This is a genomic window from Streptomyces litmocidini, from assembly GCF_014649755.1.
Lineage (GTDB): Bacteria > Actinomycetota > Actinomycetes > Streptomycetales > Streptomycetaceae > Streptomyces > Streptomyces litmocidini.
This window is the reverse complement of record NZ_BMTQ01000002.1, coordinates 420,640-438,064: the sequence shown is the minus strand read 5'-3', so window position 1 is coordinate 438,064 and position 17,425 is coordinate 420,640. Positions and strand designations below refer to the sequence as shown.

General features: G+C 74.9%; 21 protein-coding genes. 10 read left to right on the top strand and 11 right to left on the bottom strand.

Annotation, left to right across the window (positions count from 1 at the left end):
- Positions 1-236: 236 nt before the first annotated feature.
- The 4 genes from IE180_RS05360 (at position 237) to IE180_RS05345 (ending at position 3,603) form a co-directional block, all read left to right on the top strand.
- Complete coding sequence (locus IE180_RS05360) at positions 237-1,745, top strand: DEAD/DEAH box helicase (RefSeq protein WP_190155569.1); 1,509 nt, start codon at positions 237-239, stop codon at positions 1,743-1,745.
- A gap of 46 nt (positions 1,746-1,791) precedes the next feature.
- Complete coding sequence (locus tag IE180_RS05355) at positions 1,792-2,196, top strand: CBS domain-containing protein (RefSeq protein WP_229860300.1); 405 nt, start codon at positions 1,792-1,794, stop codon at positions 2,194-2,196.
- 51 nt (positions 2,197-2,247) lie between these two features.
- Positions 2,248-2,586 carry an SCO5918 family protein gene (locus tag IE180_RS05350; protein ID WP_190155568.1) on the top strand — a complete coding sequence of 113 codons (339 nt, stop codon included), beginning with the start codon at positions 2,248-2,250 and terminating at the stop codon, positions 2,584-2,586.
- Positions 2,587-3,261: 675 nt separating this feature from the next.
- Positions 3,262-3,603 carry a MerR family transcriptional regulator gene (locus IE180_RS05345; protein WP_190155567.1) on the top strand — a complete coding sequence of 114 codons (342 nt, stop codon included), beginning with the start codon at positions 3,262-3,264 and terminating at the stop codon, positions 3,601-3,603.
- A gap of 215 nt (positions 3,604-3,818) precedes the next feature.
- On the opposite strand, the gene IE180_RS05340 is transcribed toward IE180_RS05345, so the two are convergent.
- Both IE180_RS05340 and IE180_RS05335 read right to left on the bottom strand, forming a co-directional pair.
- A complete protein-coding gene (locus IE180_RS05340; RefSeq protein WP_190155566.1) occupies positions 3,819-4,592 on the bottom strand; it encodes a GNAT family N-acetyltransferase in 774 nt (257 codons plus the stop codon).
- Positions 4,593-4,648: 56 nt separating this feature from the next.
- The gene (locus IE180_RS05335) at positions 4,649-5,293 is read right to left on the bottom strand and encodes a CGNR zinc finger domain-containing protein (protein WP_190155565.1); all 645 of its coding nucleotides are present in this window, start codon (positions 5,291-5,293) and stop codon (positions 4,649-4,651) included.
- A 112-nt stretch (positions 5,294-5,405) separates the two neighbouring features.
- On the opposite strand from IE180_RS05335, the gene IE180_RS05330 reads away from it, so the two are divergent.
- Positions 5,406-6,353: an arginase family protein gene (locus tag IE180_RS05330; RefSeq protein ID WP_190155564.1), complete on the top strand. Its 948-nt coding sequence runs from the start codon at positions 5,406-5,408 to the stop codon at positions 6,351-6,353.
- A complete protein-coding gene (locus IE180_RS05325; RefSeq protein ID WP_190155563.1) occupies positions 6,350-6,859 on the top strand; it encodes a hypothetical protein in 510 nt (169 codons plus the stop codon). The genes IE180_RS05330 and IE180_RS05325 overlap by 4 nt, the downstream gene beginning before the upstream one ends.
- Before the next feature lie 311 nt (positions 6,860-7,170).
- Here IE180_RS05325 and IE180_RS37330 read toward each other — a convergent pair whose 3' ends face one another.
- The 4 genes from IE180_RS37330 to IE180_RS05305 all read right to left on the bottom strand — a co-directional run bounded on the left by IE180_RS37330 (position 7,171) and on the right by IE180_RS05305 (position 8,915).
- Entirely contained in the window at positions 7,171-7,440 is a 270-nt protein-coding gene (locus tag IE180_RS37330; RefSeq protein WP_190155562.1) for a hypothetical protein, read from the bottom strand.
- A 259-nt stretch (positions 7,441-7,699) separates the two neighbouring features.
- Positions 7,700-8,146, bottom strand: coding sequence for an iron chaperone (locus IE180_RS05315; protein WP_190155561.1), 447 nt, complete (start codon positions 8,144-8,146; stop codon positions 7,700-7,702).
- Between the two features lie 44 nt (positions 8,147-8,190).
- Entirely contained in the window at positions 8,191-8,478 is a 288-nt protein-coding gene (locus IE180_RS05310) for a helix-turn-helix transcriptional regulator (protein WP_308434368.1), read from the bottom strand.
- A gap of 26 nt (positions 8,479-8,504) precedes the next feature.
- On the bottom strand, positions 8,505-8,915 hold the full coding sequence (locus IE180_RS05305; protein WP_190155560.1) for a VOC family protein: 411 nt from the start codon (positions 8,913-8,915) through the stop codon (positions 8,505-8,507).
- 443 nt (positions 8,916-9,358) lie between these two features.
- Between IE180_RS05305 and IE180_RS05300 the strand changes: the two genes are divergently transcribed.
- On the top strand, positions 9,359-10,210 hold the full coding sequence (locus tag IE180_RS05300) for a class I SAM-dependent methyltransferase (RefSeq protein ID WP_190155559.1): 852 nt from the start codon (positions 9,359-9,361) through the stop codon (positions 10,208-10,210).
- A gap of 9 nt (positions 10,211-10,219) precedes the next feature.
- Here IE180_RS05300 and IE180_RS05295 read toward each other — a convergent pair whose 3' ends face one another.
- Both IE180_RS05295 and IE180_RS05290 read right to left on the bottom strand, forming a co-directional pair.
- Positions 10,220-10,591, bottom strand: a complete 372-nt coding sequence (locus tag IE180_RS05295; RefSeq protein ID WP_190155558.1) for a hypothetical protein — start codon at positions 10,589-10,591, stop codon at positions 10,220-10,222.
- 198 nt (positions 10,592-10,789) lie between these two features.
- A complete protein-coding gene (locus IE180_RS05290) occupies positions 10,790-11,404 on the bottom strand; it encodes an MBL fold metallo-hydrolase (protein WP_190155557.1) in 615 nt (204 codons plus the stop codon).
- Positions 11,405-11,552: 148 nt separating this feature from the next.
- On the opposite strand from IE180_RS05290, the gene IE180_RS05285 reads away from it, so the two are divergent.
- Both IE180_RS05285 and IE180_RS37465 read left to right on the top strand, forming a co-directional pair.
- Positions 11,553-12,461 carry a GlxA family transcriptional regulator gene (locus IE180_RS05285; RefSeq protein ID WP_190155807.1) on the top strand — a complete coding sequence of 303 codons (909 nt, stop codon included), beginning with the start codon at positions 11,553-11,555 and terminating at the stop codon, positions 12,459-12,461.
- Positions 12,462-12,668: 207 nt separating this feature from the next.
- On the top strand, positions 12,669-12,899 hold the full coding sequence (locus IE180_RS37465) for a hypothetical protein (RefSeq protein ID WP_373302673.1): 231 nt from the start codon (positions 12,669-12,671) through the stop codon (positions 12,897-12,899).
- A 19-nt stretch (positions 12,900-12,918) separates the two neighbouring features.
- Here the strand turns inward: IE180_RS37465 and IE180_RS05275 are convergent, their stop codons facing one another.
- The 3 genes from IE180_RS05275 to IE180_RS05265 form a co-directional block, all read right to left on the bottom strand.
- Positions 12,919-13,275: a GntR family transcriptional regulator gene (locus IE180_RS05275; RefSeq protein ID WP_190155556.1), complete on the bottom strand. Its 357-nt coding sequence runs from the start codon at positions 13,273-13,275 to the stop codon at positions 12,919-12,921.
- A 2-nt stretch (positions 13,276-13,277) separates the two neighbouring features.
- Positions 13,278-14,237 carry a DUF1648 domain-containing protein gene (locus IE180_RS05270; protein WP_190155555.1) on the bottom strand — a complete coding sequence of 320 codons (960 nt, stop codon included), beginning with the start codon at positions 14,235-14,237 and terminating at the stop codon, positions 13,278-13,280.
- Positions 14,238-14,419: 182 nt separating this feature from the next.
- Entirely contained in the window at positions 14,420-15,295 is an 876-nt protein-coding gene (locus IE180_RS05265; protein ID WP_229860299.1) for an alpha/beta fold hydrolase, read from the bottom strand.
- Between the two features lie 400 nt (positions 15,296-15,695).
- On the opposite strand from IE180_RS05265, the gene abc-f reads away from it, so the two are divergent.
- Positions 15,696-17,327: a ribosomal protection-like ABC-F family protein gene (abc-f, locus tag IE180_RS05260; protein ID WP_190155553.1), complete on the top strand. Its 1,632-nt coding sequence runs from the start codon at positions 15,696-15,698 to the stop codon at positions 17,325-17,327.
- Positions 17,328-17,425 lie beyond the last annotated feature (98 nt).

Genomic DNA, 17,425 nt, shown 5'->3' with positions numbered 1-17,425 from the left:
GTAGCTGGGGCCCGCATCCCTCGGGGTGCGGGCCCCAGCTGCATGCGTTTCGCGGGGTTCCCCCCGCGCACCCGCGCCTCTCGCATTTCTTTCACCAGCCCGCTTGTGCCGGCAGTTCCTCGCCCGGGCCAAGCCGCCTGCTGTTCGCATTTCATTCGGCCCGTGCCTGTGTTTTCCGAAGCCGTTCATCCGCTGCCGGAATTCCTCGATACGCGCCGTATCAAGGAAGGTTCTGAATGAACCCCACACGCACGAACGGCCGTTCCTCCCGCACCCGCCGCAACGGCGGCCGCGCGTACGGCTCCACCACCGGTTCGGGCCTGAGCGGCCGTTTCGGTTCGTCCGCCCCGAAGCGATCGGGGGCTCCGGGACGCTTCGGCGGAGGCGGTCGGCGGCCCGCCCCGGCCCAGGGCGAGTTCGCCCCGCCGAAGACGGTCACCCCGGCCCTGCCCGCCGTCGAGACCTTCGCCGAACTGGCCCTGGACCGGCGCCTCCTGGCCGTACTCACCACGCAGGGCGTGTCCGTCCCCTTCCCCATCCAGGGTGCGACGCTGCCGAACTCCCTGGCCGGCCGTGACGTCCTCGGACGCGGCCGGACCGGCTCCGGCAAGACCCTCGCCTTCGGCCTGTCCCTGCTCGCCCGCACCGCCGGACAGCTCGCCGAGCCCCGCCGGCCGCTGGCGCTCGTCCTGGTCCCCACCCGGGAACTCGCGCAGCAGGTCGACGACGCCCTCGCCCCCTACGCCCGCGCCGTGAAGCTGCGCCTGGCCACCGTCGTCGGCGGCATGCCGATCCGCCGGCAGGCGAACGCGCTGCGCGGGGGCGTCGAAGTCGTCGTGGCCACCCCCGGCCGCCTCAAGGACCTCATCGACCGCGGCGACTGCCGGCTGGACCAAGTCTCGATCACCGTCCTGGACGAGGCCGACCAGATGGCCGACATGGGCTTCATGCCGCAGGTCACGGCGCTCCTGGACCAGGTCCGCCCCGAGGGCCAGCGGATGCTGTTCTCCGCGACGCTGGACCGCAACGTCGACCTCCTGGTCCGCCGCTACCTCACCGATCCCGTCGTCCACTCCGTGGACCCCTCCCAGGGCGCGGTCACCACGATGGAGCACCACGTCCTCCACGTGCACGGTGCCGACAAGCACCGGCTGACGACCGAGATCGCGGCACGCGAGGGCCGGGTGATCATGTTCCTGGACACCAAGCACGCGGTGGACCGCCTCACCGAGGACCTCCTCGGCTGCGGCGTCCGGGCCGCCGCCCTGCACGGCGGGAAGTCGCAGCCCCAACGCACCCGCACGCTCTCCCAGTTCAAGTCCGGGCACGTCACCGTCCTGGTGGCGACGAACGTCGCCGCGCGCGGCATCCACGTCGACCACCTCGACCTCGTCGTCAACGTGGACCCGCCGACCGACCACAAGGACTACCTCCACCGCGGCGGCCGTACCGCCCGGGCCGGCGAGTCCGGCAGCGTCGTCACCCTGGTCACCGCCAACCAGCGCCGCGACATGTCCCGCCTCATGGCGACCGCCGGCATCGTGCCCGAGACCACCCAGGTCCGCTCGGGCGAGGAGGCGCTCGCCCGGATCACCGGCGCGCGGACCCCGTCCGGCATCCCCGTGAAGATCACCGCGCCGCCCGTCGAACGGCGCGAGCGCGGCGCGGCCTCCCGCGGCCGACGCCGTCCCGCCCCGGCGGCGCGGCGCTCCGGCACGCGGCGTTCCACCGACACGGCGGCCTGAGCGCGGCGTGATCCGGAAGCCGAACCATCTCCTCAGGAGGCACGTGGTGACACCGGTACAGACGCAGCCCCGTTCGACCCCCGCCGTCCCCCCGCCCAGGACGGCGACCGGCTCCACGGACGGGGAGGGGCTCCAGATGGGGGACGGGCTCCAGGTCGGGGACGACATGACCGTCGAGGTGGCCCTGGCCGTCATGGCCGGTGCCCGCGCCGGACGCCTGCTCGTCTGCGACGACGACGGCCTGTACGCCGGACTGGTCACCCCGGCCCAGCTCACCGCCGTCCGCGACAGCCCCGCCTACACGGACCGCCTCCGGCTGCGCGATCTGCCCGGTGGCGGCGCGCCGCCCGCCGGGCACGCCGGACACCACGTCCGGCTTCCGGTCCCGTGCGTCACGGACGAACGGGACGACATCCCGGACGCCCCCGGTCCGGCCCTCGCCCTCGTCTGAATCCCCGCGTCCTCGCGGAAACCGACTCCTTCCTCTCACCTGTGAGGCATCGTGCGCTGTGTCATCGCCCGCTTTCCCTTCGACCTCACCAAGAGCGGTGTCCTGGACTCCATGAAGGGCGTCAAGCCCGAGGAGATCACCGGCGAGTCCGTGCTCATCGGCCGCCGCGCCTACCCCGTCAAGCAGGTCGGCCAGGTCATCACCCGCCAGGACCGCCGCGACTTCACCGCGGGTGAGGTCCTCCGGGCCATGACCAAGCTCGGTTTCACCTGCCGCGGCCTTCCCACGACGCCCGCGCCGCTCCACACCTCCGACCCCCTCCAGCACGCCTCCGCGCTGCTCGGCACCCCGGCGGAGTCCGCCCCCCGCGTACGGACGAACGTGAGCTGACGTCCGAACGGCCGGGGGAGCCCGGTCGGCGCACGGCCGACGTCGTCGGCTCGCCCCTTCGGGCCCCCCTTCGCCCCGCCGGTCATCCGGCGGGGCGAAGTGCTGTCCGGAGGGGCGAAGTGCTGTCCGGAGGGGCGAAGTGCTGTCCGGCGGGATCGACGGCCTCACCAGCGAACCCTGAAAACCTGTCGCGGCCAAGGTAGACATTGGCCCTTGCTATGGGTATTTTTTCTTTTGTAACCAAGAGAGACATAGAGGCCTGGCAGAGACGGACTGCCGGCCGCAGGACACGTAGTCGCAGTTCGCAGTACCGGGCGGTGGCGCTGCCACAGGCCACCGCCCGGTCCACACCACCCGCAGGACGCGGCGGAGCGGTGCCGGCAGTACGCACCGCCCCCGCGGCGAGCGGTCGATCGCCGAGGAAGAACGGAGGAGCCCGCGCCATCAGGATCGCCCGGGCGGAGTTCCCGAGCCCGGGTACCGCAGGACATCGACAGTGAGGTGGTCTCCGGTCAGGCAACCGCGATCCCCGCACCCCCGACAGCAGCCGGGTCGGGGCGGCGGACACAGGAGGCCGGCGCGATATCGGGGCCGGCAGATGGTGTAGTAGTTCCTTCGGGGCCCTGGTGCCGTACGGCACCAGGGCCCCTCAACGCGTTCCGCAGAGAGGTGCCAATGACAGCAGACGACTCGTACGACCGTCTCGACGACGACGACTACCCCGCCTACACCATGGGCCGGGCCGCCGAAATGATCGGCACCACCCAGAGCTTCCTCCGTGCCATCGGAGAAGCGCGCCTGATCACCCCGCTGCGCTCCGAGGGCGGCCACCGCCGCTACTCCCGCTACCAGCTGCGCATCGCCGCCCGCGCCCGGGAACTCGTCGACCAGGGAACCCCCATCGAGGCCGCCTGTCGCATCATCGTCCTGGAAGACCAGCTCGAAGAGGCCCAGCGCATCAACGCCGAGTACCGCCGCGCGGCGGCCCAGCAGTCCGATCACCCCGCTGCCGGCTGAAGCGGCTCCAGCCGGTCGAGGGGCACGGCGTCGCACGGGGCCGCCCCGCGATCAGCACCGGACCGCGAACGGGCGGGCTCCTCGCCTCCTCCCCGGGCGTCGGTGTGATCGGCCCGACCCGGAGAGGCGCGGCGCCCGGCCGGGCGGAAGCGGTTCCGCGCCCGTGACACCGCGTGGCGCGCCGGGGCACCCCGCACGAGGGACCCGCGGCGGGGTCACGGGAGCGGCGGCCCCCACCAGGTCGAGGGCGCCGCGACGGTGTACCCCAGCGACTCGTACAGCGGCCTGCCCAGCTTCGAGGCGGTGAGGGTGACCGGCAGGTCCGCCAGGTGGGCGAGGGAGCCGAGCATGACGGCCCGGCCCACGCCGCGCGACCGGAACGCCGGTGACGTGCCGACCCAGTAATGGCTGCCGATCCCGTCGTCCACGACGCTGACGGAGGCTCCCGCCGGTACGCCGTCGTGCGAGGCGAGGAACACGTCCACGCCCGGCTGCTCGATCAGCGACGCCGGGAACAGCTCGCCGGGGCGGTAGGGCGTGAACCCGTCCAGCTCGAATCCCTCGATCACGATCTGCTCGGCCGCCCGGAGGTCCTCGGTCCGCCGCACCCGGATCACGTCGAGCGCCGGCTCCCCGACGGGCCCGGGCCGGCGCAGCATGACCGGCATCTGCCAGCTGCGCATGCCCAGGTGGCTCAGGTCGGTCGAGCTGAACGGATCCTCGGCGTGGACCGGTCCGGCGGCGCGGCGCGCCAGCTCGCTCAGCTCGTCCACCTCGGCCGGGTCGAGGCCGGGTTCCTGGATCAGGATCCGCAGGCCGGCGCGCTCGTCGCCGTCGACCGCGACGAACCCGCGGCGCCGGACGACCTCGTGCCCCCGGCACCGGCCGGTCGCGGTCCAGAGGGCGGCGGAGTTGCGGGCCTGAAGCGTCGGCGCCTCGGCCAGGGCCACGGACCCGGGCCGGCCGACCGAAGTGGATCTTGTCGTCATTGCGCCTACGGTACTGCCCGACCACCCCCTCGCACAGGCCGATTTCCAGAGGTCCGTCAGGGCTCGCCGTGGCCTTCCCCGGCTCGCCTGCGCTCGTAGTGCGTCCGGCCCTTGGCGGCGTTGCCGCAGGTGGCCATGGAGCACCAGCGGCGGCGGCCGGCCCGGGAGGTGTCGAGGAACAGCCAGCCGCACCGCGGGCCGGGGCAGACGCGGGTGCGGTCGGTCGGGAGCGCGCGGAGCAGGTCGAGGGCCTGGAGGGCGAGTTCGTGGCGGATGAGGTCGAGGCCCGACGCCCCGACGGTGGTGCGGAGGCGGGGCGTGGCGCCGTGGACGGCGAGGCGGGCGTGGGTGGCCGCGTGCTTCCAGTGCTCCTCCACCCGGGCGACCGCCTCGGTGGGGGCCGGGGCGCCGTGGACGAGGGCCGTGACCAGGTCGTGGAGGGCCTCGCGCAGCTCGCGGACGCGGGCCAGGGCGCGTTCGGCCCGGGCGGGCCCGGTCTCGGCGAGCCGCCGCAGGGCCGCGAGGTCGGCGGGGGCGAAGTGGCCGGTGAGGTCGGCCCATTCCAGCAGGCGGGGGTACGCGTCGAGCCAGTCGACCGGCTCCGCGTTCCGGGCCGTGACCGTGTTCAGGAGGTCGACGACGGGGTGCCCGCCGACCAGGTCACGGGGGTGGAAGGGGTGCGGACGGACGGTTCCCGTCATGTGTGGCCGCCTTTCGTGCGCCTGTCCGCGCTTGCCCTGTCAATCCAACCGGTGTACTGATGTTATCCGGTTTGGATTCGATGGGAATCCGGTTCGGACGCGAGGAGCGCTCATGGCCGCCGCCGTCGAGATCGTCACCGCCCCCTGGAACCTCGGGCTGCGACCCCCCGCGCCGGGGCACGAGCCCGGCGCCTGGCGGGCCCCGGACGCGCTCCTCGCGGCGGGCCTGGCCGAACGGCTGCGGCCGGCCCGGGTGGTGGAACTCGACCGTCCGCCGTACGCGTTCGACCCGCAGCCCGCGACCCGCGTCCGCAACGGCGTGACCCTCCGCGAGCACACGCTGCTGCTCGGCGACGCGGTACGGGACGCGCTGGCCGCCTCCCGGTTCCCGCTCGTGGTCGGCGGCGACTGCAGCGTCCTGCTCGGATGCCTCCTGGGCGCCCGGCGCCGGGGGCGCTGCGGCCTGGTCCACCTCGACGGACACAGCGACTTCCGGCACCCCGGCAACCACGACATGAGCACGTCCCTCGGCTCGGCCGCCGGAATGGACCTCGCCCTGGCCACCGGCCGGGGCGAACTGCTCCTCACCCACTGGCCCGGGGTGGGACGTCCCTTGGTCCCCGACGAGGACGTGATCCAGATCGGCGACCGGGAGGACGAGGTGACGCCGCCGGTCGTCCGGTTCACCGCCCAGGAGATCCTGCGGACGGGGATCGCCGAGCTGGGCGAGCGGGTCCGCCGCCGCCTGGAGCTGCGCGGCCTCGACCGCGTCTGGCTCCACCTCGACCTCGACGTGCTCGACGAGCGCGTCCTGCCCGCCGTGGACTCCCCCGGCCGTCCCGGTCTGGACTTCGCCCAGCTCGCCGAACTCGTCGCGGGCCTCGTCCGCACCGGCCGCGTGGTGGGCCTCGACGTCACCGTCTACGACCCCGAGCTCGACCCGGAGGGCCTCCACGCCGCTCCCCTCGTCGACTGCCTCGGCTCCGCTCTGGCCCCGCTCACGGCCGGGGAGAGGGCCGGGGGGACGCCCATGGAGAAGGCCGGGGAGAAGACCGCATGAAGACGCTGCTCGCCGACGGCCCCTACGGCCCGTACGCCGCCGAGATGGAACAGTTCGGACGCCTGGCCGGACGGTGGAAGACCCTGATCACGTACCACTCCGCCGACGGCCCGCCGGTCCGCCGCGTCACCGGCGCGTGGGAGTTCGGCTACGCCCTGGAGGGCCGGGCGGTCCTGGACGTCTGGCAGTGGCCCGGGGACGAGGACCTTCCGGCCGAGGGGCGGGCCCCGGACCAGGAGTGCGGCCTGTGCGTACGCGTCTGGGACCCGCGCCTGTGCCTGTGGCGGTTCACCTTCCACGGGACCGCCCGGGGCGACCTGGTGCACATGTACGCCCGCCGGATCGGCGACGAGGTCGTCATGGAGCGCGCCACCGGCCGCGACCTCGTCCGCTGGACCTTCTCCGACGTCACCGCCGACACCTTCCGCTGGCGCAACGAGCGTTCGGCCGACGGCGGCGCCACCTGGCGGCTCGACCAGGAGGTCGACGCCCACCGTCTGCGGTGACGGGCCCGGGGCACCGGTCAGGATCCGAGAAGCACCGGCCGGCCCTCCGGAACCGGCGTCGTCGACATGACCTCACTCGCGCTCCTCACCCTCGAAGTCGCCGACCTGACGGCCGCCGAAGCCTTCTACGCCGCCTCCGGCCTCGGCGCCCACGTGCGCCTGCGGGCCGCGTCGGACGAGCCCTCGGACGGGTTCCGCGGCTTCTCCGTCTCCCTCACGGTGGCGCGGCCCGCCGACGTCCGTGCCCTCGTCGAGACCGCCGCCGACGCCGGGGCCACCGTCCTGAAGCCGGCCACGAAGTCCTTCTGGGGCTACGGCGGCGTCGTGCGGGCCCCGGACGGGACGATCTGGAAGTTCGCGTCCTCGGAGAAGAGGGACACCGGCCCCGCCACCGGTCGGGTCGACCGGGTCGTGCTCCTCCTGGGCACGACGGACATGGCCGCCACCAGGGAGTTCCACGTCGGGCAGGGGCTCACCGTGGCGAAGGGCTTCGGCCGCACGTACGTGGAGTTCGCCGGTTCCGGGACGGCCGGGGACTCCGGGACGTCAAAGGGTCCCGGGAGTTCCGGGAGCGGCGTCACGCTCGCCCTGTGTCCCCGCAGGGGACTCGCCAAGGACGTCGGAGTCCCCGCCGACGGAAGCGGTTCGCACCGGATCGTGCTCGGCGGCAGCGGCGGCCCCTTCACCGATCCCGACGGGTTCGCCCGGGAGCCCGCGGCGCTCACGACCTCCCGCGGATCCCCCGTCCCGGTGCCCGGAAGGCGTCCCCGAGGGCGCGGGCCCGGGCGCAAGCCCCTGGCACCGGTGCCAGGGGCTTGCGCCGGCGAACAGGGCGGTCCCTCAGCCCGCCGCCCGCGCGATGAGCGCCGCGACGCACTCCTCCGTGGCCGGGGTCATGGCCGTGAGGGCGTACGAGGTGGGCCACAGGGCGCCCTCGTCGAGGGCGGCCCGGTCGCTGAAACCGAGCGTGGCGTAGCGGGACTTGAACTTCTGGGCGCTCTGGAAGAAGCAGACGACCTTGCCGTCCCGGGCGTACGCGGGCATCCCGTACCAGAGCTTCGCGGTGAGCGCCGGGGCGTTCTCCTTGACGAGGGCGTGCACGCGCTCGGCGAGGACGCGGTCCGCGTCCTCCATCTCGGCGATCTTCGCGAGCACCTCGGGCTCGGTGTCCGCCTTCGCACCGCGCGGGCCCCGGCGCGTGGACGCCTTCAACTCCTTGGCCCGTTCCTTCATGGCGTCCCGCTCGTCCTCGGTGAAGCCGTCGTAGGACGTGTCGTTCGCGGTCATGGTGTTTCGTTCCTCTCTCGGACGGGCGGGGCGGACGGGCGCGGTCACGGCTGTCGTGCCGGTTGCTTCTCCGTCCGTACGCCGTGCAGCCGCAGCGTCCTCGCGCGCTCGGCCCGGCGGCTCAGCAGGTAGCCGTACGGAGAGTCCCCGTACGCGCTCCGGAACCGGCGGCTCAGCAGGCCGGCCGCCATGTCCGCGCCACGGGCCAGCTCCAGGACGTCCAGGGGACGCGCGTGCTCGCGGTCGATCCGGTCACGGACGCGCCGCAGACGGGCGAACTCGTCCAGGCGCTGCGCGGCGACGCGCGCACGTGCCCACGCGGGGTGGCACACGGGGACTCCTCTCGGCCCGGTCGGCGCTAGCGGACTTCCTGGATGCGGATCAGGTTGCCCGCGGGGTCGCGGAACGCGCAGTCACGGATGCCGTACGGCTGCTCCGTCGGCTCCTGGACGACCTCGGCGTCGGCGGCCCGCACCTTCTCGAAGACGGCGTCGAGGTCCCGGGCGGCCAGGAGGATCCAGCCGTACGTGCCCTTGGCCATCATCTCGGCGATGGTGCGGCGCTCGTCCTCGGTGATGCCGGGGTCGACGGCGGGCGGCGCCAGGAGGATGGACGTGCCCGGCTGCCCCGCGGGCCCGACCGTGATCCACCGCATCCTGCCCTGCCCGACGTCGCTGCGGACCTCGAAGCCGAGGGCGTCCCGGTAGAACGCCAGGGAGGCGTCCGGGTCGTCGTGCGGCAGGGAGGCGGTGTGAATGCTGATGTCCATGGCCTTCACGCTAGTGGCGGGCCCCGGCGCGGCGCTTCTCGAATCCTGATCCGTTCCCGGCCCGTCCCGGACGGGCCCGCCCCGGTGGTGGACCCCGGTGGTGGAACAGCCGAGCGCCGTGCCCCCGCCGGCCGCGCTCCCGGGGACGCTCCACGGATCGGCGAGGACCTTCACGCACCGCGACCCGGTCTCGGCGGTCTGCGGGTGGCGGAGGCGCACGCGTCGGCGCTCTTCGGGGCCTTCATCTCGTGGAGCGCCGCAGTTTCCCCCTCGATCAGCGGACTCGTCGACAGTCCTCTCATCGACCCACGGGGCCGGGCGGGGCGCCCGGCGGCCGCCGGGACCGTTGACCCACCCGGGTGAGCACGGTGCCCAGGCCCTGTCCCGCGGCTCCCCCGACCAGTACGTTCCGGACGAAGTGGATCATCACCGGAAGGCCCCCCATGACCCCTCGCACGACCACGCACCCGATCGACGGCACGGACCGGCTCGACGTCAGCACCGCGGACGGGCCCGACGTCACCTCCGCCGACCGGCTCGACGTCACCTCCGCCGACCGGCCCGACAGCAGCGCCGCCGACCGGCTCGACGCCGAAGCCTTCGACGCCTACGACGACCTCCCCGAGCGCCTCATCGGCTACCCGGCCGTCTTCCACGCCCTCGGCATCGGCTCCTGCGCCGTCCGTACGGTCCTGGACTACGGCTGCGGGCCGGGCAAGGTGGCCACCCGCGTCGTCGAGGCCTCCGACGCGCGCGTGGTGGCCGTCGACGTCTCGCCCCCCATGCTGGAGATCGCCCGCGAGCGGCGCCCGCATCCGCGGATCGACTACCGGCTCACCGACGACGGCGGACTCGGCTTCCTCGCCGACGGATCCGTCGACGCCGCCATGGCCTGCTTCGTCTTCGTCACCACCGGGGACATCGCCGACCTGCACGACATCGCCGCCGAGACGCACCGGGTGCTGCGGCCCGGCGGCCGGTTCGCCGTACTGGACGCCAACCCCCGCACCACGGGCATCCGGTTCTCCACCTTCCGCCGCGGCGAGCCCGGACGCGTCTACGCCAAGGGCGAGCGACGCCGGTCGCGCCTGGAGCGGCCGGACGGCGGGGCCCCGCTGGAGCCGGTCGACCACCACTGGCCGTGCCAGACGTACCTCGACGTGCTCGGCAAGGCCGGGTTCACCGACCTGGACGTCCACGAGCCCGTCCTCACCCACCGGTCGGCGCTCCTCGGCCACGATCCGGCGGAGGCCGGGCACCCGCCGTTCCTCGTGGTGTCGGGGGTCAAGCAGTAGCCGGGGCCGTCAGCTGTCGGAGTAGCTGAAGTCCCCCACGGTCCAGGCGCTGACGTCCGCGATGGCGACGCGGTACATCCCGCCGGTCGCGGGCATGCCCACGGTCCCCTGGAGGATGCGGGCGAGGTGGAAGTGGAGGTGGGTGGGGGGTTCCGTGGCCTTCGGCTTCTCCTCCGTGCCGGGGGCGAAGACGCCGGAGAACTCGGACAGCCGGGTCGAGTCCGTCAGGACCTCCGACACGCGCTGTCTCCACAGGGCCTCGGGCGCCAGCCGCCCGGTGATGACCACTCCTCCCGCGACCACGGTCAGGGACATCTGGTTGCTCCGCCCGGCTTCCACGGTGGCGGCGACGTCGACGAGCAGTTCGTCAGGGATCGACATGGAAGCCGATTCTAGAGGGGCGGGCCCGTGGGGTGGAGTCCGTCGGCGCGGAGTCCGGCGGTGCGGGGTCCGTCGGCGCGGAGTCCGGCGGTGCGGGGTCCGTCGGCGCGGAGTCCGGCGGTGCGGCGCGCCGTGGGTGCGGGGCGCCGTGGGTGCGGGGCGCCGTGGGTGCGGCGCGGTGCCGGAAGCGGGGCGGCGTCAGCGCGGCGCGGTGTCGTCCGCGGGGAAGGCGGGGCCGTGGCCGGGGACGATGACGTCGGCGGCGGCCAGGACGCGGAGGCGCGAGGAGCGCAGCAGCGCCTGGTCCGGGGCCACGGGGTCCGTGACGGGACCGTTCGGCCGCCACCAGAGGTCGCCCACGAAGGCGACGACGCCCTCGCCGGTGCCCGCGAGGAGGGTGATGTCCTCGGGGCTGTGGCCGGGGGTGCGGATCAGCCGCAGCGACGGGGCGAGTTCATGGCCCTCGGCGTCGCGGTCGGTCCACTGGTCGGCCTCGTAGATCGCCTTGTGGTCGTGGACGCGGGCCCGGCCGAAGAGGCCGACGTTCATGGTGTTGTCGGGGTGGTGGTGGCTCAGCACGACGTCGGTGACGTCGTCGGGGCCGAGCCCGAGCGCGGCGAGCGGCCCCAGGATGCGGTCGCGGCCGGCCACCATGCCGGGGTCGACGATCACGTGCCGGTCGCCGTCGCGGACGTACGAGACGGTGGCGGCGACCCCGGGCCCGGTGGAGAGGGTGTAGCCGGTGGTCAGGATCGTGTAGGCGGCGGTGCGGGCCAGGGGGGGTTCGGCGGCGGTGCGCCGGGTCGTCGTCATGCCCCCGAGTCTTCTGCGGGGCGCGGTCCTTCACGAGTGGCCGTGCTGCCACTGATCGCGGGAATCGTGCCATCCGTGTCCCACGTGACACACTCCCCGCGTGCCGCCCTTCCCCACCGTCGCCGCCTACGCCCCGCACGGCGTCGGCATGCTGGGCGCCGGAATCGTCTCCGAGGTGTTCGACGCGCGCGGACAGGGCCTGCCCGCCTTCGACTTCGCGCTCTGCACCGACCGTCCCGGCCGGGTCCGCACCGACGTCGGACTGCCGCTGGTGGTCGACCACGGCCTGGACCGGCTGGCCGCCGCCGACCTGGTGATCGCCCTGCCGTGGGCCGACTTCCGTACGCCCCCCGCGCCCGCCGTGCTCGACGCGCTGACCGCGGCGCACGCGCGCGGGGCCCTGGTCGCGGCCCACTGCGTCGGGGCCTTCGCGCTGGCCGCGGCCGGACTGCTCGACGGTCGACGGGCCACCACCCACTGGCGGTTCGCCGGACTCCTGGCCGAACGGCACCCGGAGGTCACCGTCGAACCCGACGCCCTCTACGTCGACCAGGGCACGGTCGTCACCGGCGCGGGCGCCGCCGCGGGCTTCGACCTGTGCCTGCACCTGCTGCGGCGGGAGTACGGCGCCACCACGGCCAACGCCATCGCCCGGGACCTGGTGCTGCCGTCCCACCGCGACGGCGGCCAGGCCCAGTACCTGGCGACGCCCGTGCCCGAGGACAGCCGGGACGAGCGGCTCGCCGACGTCCTCGCCTGGGCCCGGGAGAACCTCCACCGGCCGCTGCCCGTCGCCGAGCTGGCCCGCCGGGCCCTGATGAGCCGCCGCTCCTTCGCCCGCCGGTTCGCCGCCTCCACCGGCACCACCCCCCACGCCTGGCTGCTGGGGCTGCGCCTCAGCCGCGCCGAGGAGCTCCTGGAGACGACGGAGCTCCCGGTCGAGGAGGTCGCCCGCGCGGTCGGCTTCGGCAGCGCGGCGGTACTCCGCGCCCAGTTCGTCCGCCGCCGGGGCGTGCCCCCGCGCGCGTACCGCCGCTCCTTCAGCCGCACGCCCTGACGGGGCGTCTCCGCACGGGGGCGGCCCGTCCCCGTACGGCCGACCCCCGCTTGCCGGGGGCATCCGGCCGTTCGAGCGTGAGGTGATCGTTCGACCTGCGGGGGCCCTTTGAGCAGCATCGAAAGCCCGGCCGAAGTCCCCCGTCCGCGGGTGGCGGCCCCACGGCCCGCCGCGCCCACGACCCTCACCCGGGTGACACCGGCCCTGATGACCACCTCGTCGGTGGCGAGCCTGCGGGCCGCGCCCACGATGGCCGTCTACGGCCTGGCCCGCGTGTTCCTCCACCTCGTCCCGGCGATCGTGTTCCTGCTGCCGACCGCCCTGTCCCTCCCCCCTCTGGACCATGTGACGGAGGGCAACTGCGGGCGCTCCTTCGGCCAGGCGGTCGAGGACGTCGAGGCCTTCCTGGCGGGGGCGCCGGTCCGCGAACCGTCCTGAGCCCCCGGCGGGACGGGCCCTAGCCGAGGCTCGCCCGGGCCAGGTCCACGAACTCCTCTTCCGTGAGGCCCAGTTCGCGGGCCTCGGCCGCCGCCTCGCGGAGGCGGGAGACGAGGCGGGCGCGGTCGGGGGCGGTGGCGCCGGGGACGATCAGGGCGCCCCTTCCCCGGCGGAGTTCGATCAGGCCCTCCTCGCGGAGCCGCTGGTAGCCGCGGAGGACGGTGTGGACGTTGACGCCGAGGGAGTCGGCGAGTTCCCGGGCGGCCGGGAGCCGTTCGCCGGGGGCGGCGGAGCCATCGGCGAGGGCGCCCCGGACGCAGGCGGCGATCTGGTCGCCGAGGGGCACGGCGGAGGCCGGGTCGACACGGAAGAGCACGGTCAGACCTTCCCATGCCGTTCGGCGAGCGTGTTGAGGAGGGCTGCGGCGGTCCGCGCGTCGGGCACGGTGACGGCGAACTCGCGGCCTCCGGAGCGCCGCACGACGAGGACCTCGCCGCTCCGGACGATCACGCCCGTGCGGTGGGCCCGGACCCGGTAGCCCCAGCCGCCGAACTCGGCGAGGACGGCCGCCGTGTCGAGGTCCCGGGCGCTCGCGCCCGCGACCTCGTCGAGCGAAATCCGGACGCGGGGCCGGGAGGCCAGCGCGGAGCGCACGGTGACGCCGCGCCGGTCGACGGTGACCCTGATCCGGGCGAGGGCGAGACCCGGGAGGCCGACGACGAGGCCGAGGAGGCCGAGGAGGGCGGCCGGCCAGGGGGCGAGGAGCAGGACGGCCGGGGTGGCGGCGAGGGCGAGCACCGCGAGGACGGTGAGCGGCCGGGAGGCGGTGGCGCGGGTCCAGCCGGCGACCTCGCCCGCGCCGAGCGGGAGCCGGGGGGCGTCGGGCGTCCCGGGCTCCGCGGCCGGTTCGTCGCGGGGGACGAGCCGGGTCAGTCCCCGGCCCGCGAGGGCGAGCAGGGCGGCGACGGCCCCCGCGAACAGGAGGTTGGCGAGGGGGAACCCGACCCGCTCCGGGTCGGTGGCGTCCAGGTTGTCCCGTACGAGGAGGACGAGCAGGGTGCCGGTGAAGCCGGCGGTCGCCCAGGCGCCCCAGAGGGGGCCGCGGCGGACCAGGAGGGTCCAGCCGGCGCCGAGGGTGAGGAGCAGGCCGGCGCTGACGGCGGTGAAGGCGGTGCGGCCGGTGAAGCCGTCGGCGTGGCCGCCGTCGGGGCCGAAGTGGGTGGCGAAGGTGTCGGGCAGCCGGTCGTACCGGAGCGCGAGGAGCACCAGGTGGACGGTGAGGGCGAGCGCGAAGGGGAGCGCGGCGAGGGCGCGGAGACGGGGTGCGGCGCGGTTCATGGGACCTCCCTTGTTCGCCTCACCATAGAACAAATTGTTCGCACTTCGCTAGAACAATGCAATTTCAGCGCCGCCTCCCCGCCGCCTCCCCGCCGCCGTTCCGCTCCCTTCCGCCCCTCCGCGCCGTCCCTCCGCGCCGCCCTTCCGCGCCTCCGCTCCCTCCACCCCTCCCCGCCGTCGCGTCAGGCCCGCTCGTCCTCCAGGGCGGCGCGCAGGGCCTCGGCGAACTCCACCGGGGCGCCGTGCTGCCCGAACTCGCCGCCCAGGAAACCGCCGTGGTGGCTCGGGAAGACGGCGAGCGGAGTACCGAGGCCCTCGGCGACGGCGAGGGCGGCGCGCGCGGCGAACGTGCCCTCGGACTCCTTCCCCGCCGCGACGACGATCCGGGTCGGGGCGGCGCGCAGGGCGGTGAAGTCGGGGCGGTAGGAGGTGCAGCCGCGCATGTTCTGCCCGAGCAGCGGGTCGCCGCGCGAGCCGTCGTCCTCGGTCGGCAGACCGAACGCGGCCGGGTCGGGGGCGGGCTCCTCGGCCCAGTCCGCCGGGAACTCGCCCTTCCGGCTCGTCAGCGCGAGGAACTTGGCCATCGCGGGCCCCCAGCCCTCCCGCAGGTACGTCGCGTGGACGTCGGCACAGACCCCGAGGACCGCCTCCCGGTCCGGGACGACCCGGGCGGTCGGCGGCTCGTGCGCGACGAGGGTGTGCACGAGGTCGCCGCGGCGGGCCACCAGGGCGAGGGCGTTGACGGCGCCGCCGCTGCTGGCGAAGACGTCCACGGGGCCGGCGCCGAGCGCCTCGACCAGCCGGGCCAGGTCGTCGGCGTGCTCCTCGGGGAGCGTCTCCGCCGCGCCGTCGGTGCGCTCGCTGCGCCCCACCCCGCGCGGGTCGTACGTCACGACGGTCCGGTCGGCGAAGTGGGACGCGAGCGTGGTGAAGCCGCTCGCGTCCATGGGGGAGCCGATCAGCAGCAGGGGGCGCCCGTCGGGCCCGGTGCCGGGGCGCACGTCGTAGCGCAGGGTCGCGCCGACGGTCTCCAGGGTGTGGGTGCCGGTCTCGGTCACGGTTCTCTCCTCCGGGGTGGAACGGTCATGGGGCAGACCGCCCGCACCCCCGGAATTCATCGCCGGGGACGGCTCCTCTTCCGACGTCCCCGGCGACCGCTCGCCCCCTTGGCGGACGACCGGGTCCACGACGACGCGGTCCGGCGGGCCGCGAGGAGGGCCCGGTGCCCCACTCCGTCGGCGCGGTCGTCCCCACCTGCGCGTGAAGGACTTCGGGCCGGTGCCGGCGGCGGGCCCCACGCCGCACCCGGCGGCGACCCCGGTCCCGCGCACGACCTCCGCCCGGCCCCACGCCACCAGACGAGACGTATCGTCTTGCCATACCTCCCGACGTGCCGTACGGTCATCCGGACGAGACGTAACGTCTCGCGTCCGTGTTCCCGACGGCAGGAGGTCGCCCTTGTTCCGTGTCCGACTCATCGACGTCACCCGGCGGTACGACGACCGGCACGTCCACCACCGGACCGTCCTCGACCGCGTCTCGTTCACCGTCCGCCCCGGAGAACGCCTCGGCGTCGTCGGTGACAACGGCTCGGGCAAGTCCACCCTCCTCCGGCTCCTCGCCGGCCTGGAGCCCCCGGACAACGGCACGGTGACCGTCGAGGCCCCCGGCGGGCTCGGCCACCTCGCCCAGACCCTCGACCTCCCCGCGGACGCGACCGTCGGCGACGCCGTCGACCACGCGCTCGCGGAGATACGGGAGCTGGAGCGGGCGATCCGCACGGCGGAGGCGGAACTCTCCGCCGCGGACACCGGTACCCGTCCGGACACCGCCCTCGCCTCGTACGCGGAACTGCTCGCCGCCCACGAGGCGCGGGGCGGCGCCGGGGCCGACCGGCGCGTCGAGACCGTCCTGCGACGGCTCGGCGAACCCGGCCCGCTCGACCGGGACCGGCCGCTCGACACGCTCTCCGGCGGGCAGCGGTCCCGGCTCGCCCTCGCCGGCGTCCTCGCCGCCGACCCCGAACTGCTGCTGCTCGACGAGCCGACGAACGACCTCGACGACGAGGCCGTGGCCTGGCTGGAGGAGCGGCTGCGCACCCACCGGGGCACGGTCGTCGCCGTCTCGCACGACCGCGCCTTCCTCGACCGCGTCACCACCGCCGTCCTGGAGGTCGACGAGGACCGCCACACCGTGCGGCGGTACGGCGACGGCTACCGCGGCCACCTCGCCGGGCGCGCCGCCGAACGGGCCCGCCGGCAACGGGAGCACGAGGAGTGGAAGGAGGAGCTCGCCCGGTACCGGGCCCTGGCCGACACGCACATCGACCGGTTCTCGGCGATCCCCCGCAAAGCCCCGGCGGCGTTCAGCGGGGCGGGAGCCTTCCGCGCCCGGTCACGGGCGCACGGCGCGATGAGCAGGATCCGGGCCGCCCGCGAACGGCTCGCCCGGCTCACCGAACACCCCGTGCCGCCGCCGCCCGAGCCGCTCCGCTTCCGCGCGGACCTGGCGGGCGAGGGCGCGGCGGTCGACCTGACCGGCGTACGGGTCGACGGACGGCTCCGGTTGGACGCCCTGCACCTCGAACCGGGCGAACGGCTCCTCGTGACCGGCCCCAACGGCGCCGGGAAGAGCACCCTCCTGAAGGTGCTCGCCGGCGAACTCTCCCCGGACGCCGGCACGGTACGGGCGCCCGCCCGGGTGGGGCTGCTCCGGCAGGACGTGGCCCCGCCCACCGACCCCCGTACGGTGAGCGAGGCCTTCGGCGAGGAGCGCACGGAGGAGTTGCTCTCCCTCGGGCTCTTCGCCGCCCGGGACCTGATGGTCCCGGTGGACCGCCTGTCGGCCGGCCAGCGCCGCAGGCTCGAACTGGCGCGGCTCGTGACCGCGCCGGCCGACCTGCTGCTCCTGGACGAGCCGACCAACCACCTGGCGCCGGGCCTGGTGGAGGAACTGGAGGCGGCGCTGGCCTCGTACCGGGGGACGCTGGTGGTCGTCAGCCACGACCGCCGCCTGCGCTCCGCCTTCCGGGGCCGACGCCTCGAACTGCCCGCACCCGCCTTGTGGGCGGCGCCCGCCGGGCGGTGCTAGCCCCGTTGTGGGCGGCGCCCGCCGGGCGGCGCCCCCGCCCCCCGCGCCCCGCCGTGTGGGCAGTCGTTCCGCTGGGGCGAGGGGGTCCCCCTGCTCGA

Excerpts from the sequence above, each read along its gene's own strand:
- IE180_RS05305 (WP_190155560.1), bottom strand. The coding sequence starts at position 8,915 with ATGGACATCAGCATTCACACCGCCTCCCTGCCGCACGACGACCCGGAC.
- IE180_RS05300 (WP_190155559.1), top strand. The coding sequence starts at position 9,359 with ATGACCCCTCGCACGACCACGCACCCGATCGACGGCACGGACCGGCTC.
- IE180_RS05325 (WP_190155563.1), top strand. The coding sequence starts at position 6,350 with ATGAAGACGCTGCTCGCCGACGGCCCCTACGGCCCGTACGCCGCCGAG.
- IE180_RS05290 (WP_190155557.1), bottom strand. The coding sequence starts at position 11,404 with ATGACGACGACCCGGCGCACCGCCGCCGAACCCCCCCTGGCCCGCACC.
- IE180_RS05270 (WP_190155555.1), bottom strand. The coding sequence starts at position 14,237 with ATGAACCGCGCCGCACCCCGTCTCCGCGCCCTCGCCGCGCTCCCCTTC.
- IE180_RS37465 (WP_373302673.1), top strand. The coding sequence starts at position 12,669 with ATGACCACCTCGTCGGTGGCGAGCCTGCGGGCCGCGCCCACGATGGCC.
- IE180_RS05285 (WP_190155807.1), top strand. The coding sequence starts at position 11,553 with ATGCTGGGCGCCGGAATCGTCTCCGAGGTGTTCGACGCGCGCGGACAG.
- IE180_RS05360 (WP_190155569.1), top strand. The coding sequence starts at position 237 with ATGAACCCCACACGCACGAACGGCCGTTCCTCCCGCACCCGCCGCAAC.
- IE180_RS05335 (WP_190155565.1), bottom strand. The coding sequence starts at position 5,293 with ATGACGGGAACCGTCCGTCCGCACCCCTTCCACCCCCGTGACCTGGTC.
- IE180_RS05330 (WP_190155564.1), top strand. The coding sequence starts at position 5,406 with ATGGCCGCCGCCGTCGAGATCGTCACCGCCCCCTGGAACCTCGGGCTG.
- IE180_RS05345 (WP_190155567.1), top strand. The coding sequence starts at position 3,262 with ATGACAGCAGACGACTCGTACGACCGTCTCGACGACGACGACTACCCC.
- IE180_RS05340 (WP_190155566.1), bottom strand. The coding sequence starts at position 4,592 with ATGACGACAAGATCCACTTCGGTCGGCCGGCCCGGGTCCGTGGCCCTG.
- IE180_RS05295 (WP_190155558.1), bottom strand. The coding sequence starts at position 10,591 with ATGTCGATCCCTGACGAACTGCTCGTCGACGTCGCCGCCACCGTGGAA.
- IE180_RS05315 (WP_190155561.1), bottom strand. The coding sequence starts at position 8,146 with ATGACCGCGAACGACACGTCCTACGACGGCTTCACCGAGGACGAGCGG.